The 2,004-nt window shown below is 34.5% G+C and carries 2 protein-coding genes and 1 pseudogene; all 3 read right to left on the bottom strand.

Going from position 1 to position 2,004, the window contains the following annotated elements:
* A pseudogene (locus CDZ78_RS19875) lies at positions 1 to 545 on the bottom strand (hypothetical protein); the annotation flags it as partial.
* The gene (locus CDZ78_RS19870) at positions 542 to 1,129 is read right to left on the bottom strand and encodes a hypothetical protein (protein ID WP_087871514.1); all 588 of its coding nucleotides are present in this window, start codon (positions 1,127 to 1,129) and stop codon (positions 542 to 544) included. The pseudogene CDZ78_RS19875 and the gene CDZ78_RS19870, both read right to left, overlap by 4 nt.
* A partial coding sequence (locus CDZ78_RS19865) for a TIGR04255 family protein (RefSeq protein ID WP_087871513.1) occupies positions 1,122 to 2,004 on the bottom strand: 883 nt, incomplete at its 5' end. The genes CDZ78_RS19870 and CDZ78_RS19865, both read right to left, overlap by 8 nt.

Here is a 2,004-nt window from a genome sequence, read left to right as displayed (position 1 = left end):
CCTGCGTGTTCTAAACCGTTATCTAAAATGTTATTTTCTCTAAGTGATCTAATTTTATTTTCGAAACTATCAGGTAATGCCACACGCATATAACGGTTAGCACGCCATCGAGTCAAAACTTCGCAATCTGTTTTTTCTAATGCACTTGGCTGTATTGCTTTCGCAGTAATTTGATTGATAAAATCTTGTTTATCAATTTGAAGTACTTTTGAGGCTTCAGCCTTATACCAAAAACCATCTGTTAGTTCTAGTTCAAGAAAACGGGTGCTTTTAGCATACAGGTTTAAAAAATGAGGCGGTTTTTTCTTTTTTGGTCTTCGTGCAATGACAAATTCAATCGTTTTTTCTATTGTATATTTGGCGGTAATATCGCAATTTTGAGAAAGAAGTATTAGTGTATTACGCTTATCCGTTAATTGTTTTTCTAAGTTTTCTGTAGTTGCCCAACAATGCAGGTGAAAATCAGCAGATAAAGACTCACAAAACAGGTACGTTCCTTGTGCCCAGCCTTGGCTAAAAAGTTCTATACCTACTGATTCGCTCATACTGCATTAGGTCTATTTAAGAATTCTTCCTGTTTAACAATAGAGTCAGGTAATGTTGATTGAGATTGTTTATTAATACGTTTGGCAATAGTTTTAGAAAAAATAGCGACTTGTTCTAAATTAATAGACTCACTCGTTAGAATATCAAATAAGCGTTTATCGTCAATTCGCATCGTTAATGTGCTTGCTCCTAATCTATGAGGACAATTTGAACTAATAATACTTAATGCTTCATTAACTTGTTGGGCGCGATTCTCTGTTTTTTGATTTGGTTTTTGTTCCAATTTAGTTAACAAGTTGTGTAAGTTCTGTCGAGTAGTTAAAAAAACCTCAGCTAAATGTTGCTTACTTAATCCCAATGTTTTTTCTGCACGGTGGATTACATCCGTTACCGTTAATATATCGATTTGTTGATCAATAGGGAAGTAATTGCTGGGATTCTCTAATGCAGGGCTATTCTCACTTAATCTAGGTAAAAAGTAGGTTGTTATATTTTCATTAGTTCCCGTTGTTGCAATAGCTGGCATTCCATTAAGAGCTAGGGCGGCAATTCCACAGGCTGTTGAGAATTGTTTTTTATTCATTGGATTCTTCCCATTCTTGTTTTGCTACCTCTGTTATAGCGTCCCAAAAAAACTGACTGGATAAACTATATAAACTATCAAGTTGCTCCATTATTGTATTTGTTTTCCATTCCACATCTTCAGTAAAATCCATTCGATGATCAGTGTTTAATATTCCGTAATTTTTGGGAGAGTGATATTTTTCAAGATAGGGGTTCAGAATTAAAACAGCCTGTTGATCAGATTCCAGCATATCAGCAGGCAACCATCGACCAGGAATACCTGTTACACTCGCTTTAACTTCTTCAGTCATGATAACCATAAATTGATTTTCACCTGTTTCAGTAATAGATTGTGAAATACCCATTGTTTCTTTTGAAAAATCAGGGTGAAAAGGTAATAAACTGGGATTAATGTAATCACTTAACTCCATTTTTTTACTGGGCAGTATTACATCAATATAACGAATACTTACCTGTTTTGTCAGGACATTTTTTAAGTCATTTAGATGAGAGGTAAATACATTTAAAATTTCTTTTATATCACCACTATACTTGTCATAATTTTTGTACTGTGTGTTTTTTATGGTTAAGCGATTATGAATAAGTTCGACTGATTGGGTTTTATTAAAACCACGAAAAACCAAGCGTTTTGAGTTGCTTTTTTGTTGTTTTAGTTCACCATAACCATAACCATCACCTTCTAGCTTAAATTGAAAACCAATTTCAACAACCTCTGTGTCTATACGTTCAGCAAATCCGAGCTTGATCATGGCTTTGTGTAAATCTTCCATTTCCTGTTCTGTGCCTAATTCGCGAGAAGGCAAATCACTAAAATGGATTTGTGCTTGTACCAAGACAAGAGGGGCTTTTATTAGTCGTTTTTTTGTCATTTGC

The sequence above is a fragment of the Bathymodiolus platifrons methanotrophic gill symbiont genome (genome assembly GCF_002189065.1).
Lineage (GTDB): Bacteria > Pseudomonadota > Gammaproteobacteria > Methylococcales > Methylomonadaceae > Methyloprofundus.
This window is presented reverse-complemented; position numbering and strand designations above follow the sequence as displayed.

What these genes read in the sequence shown, in the direction of transcription:
- CDZ78_RS19870 (WP_087871514.1), bottom strand. Translation starts at nt 1,129, where the DNA reads ATGAATAAAAAACAATTCTCAACAGCCTGTGGAATTGCCGCCCTAGCT.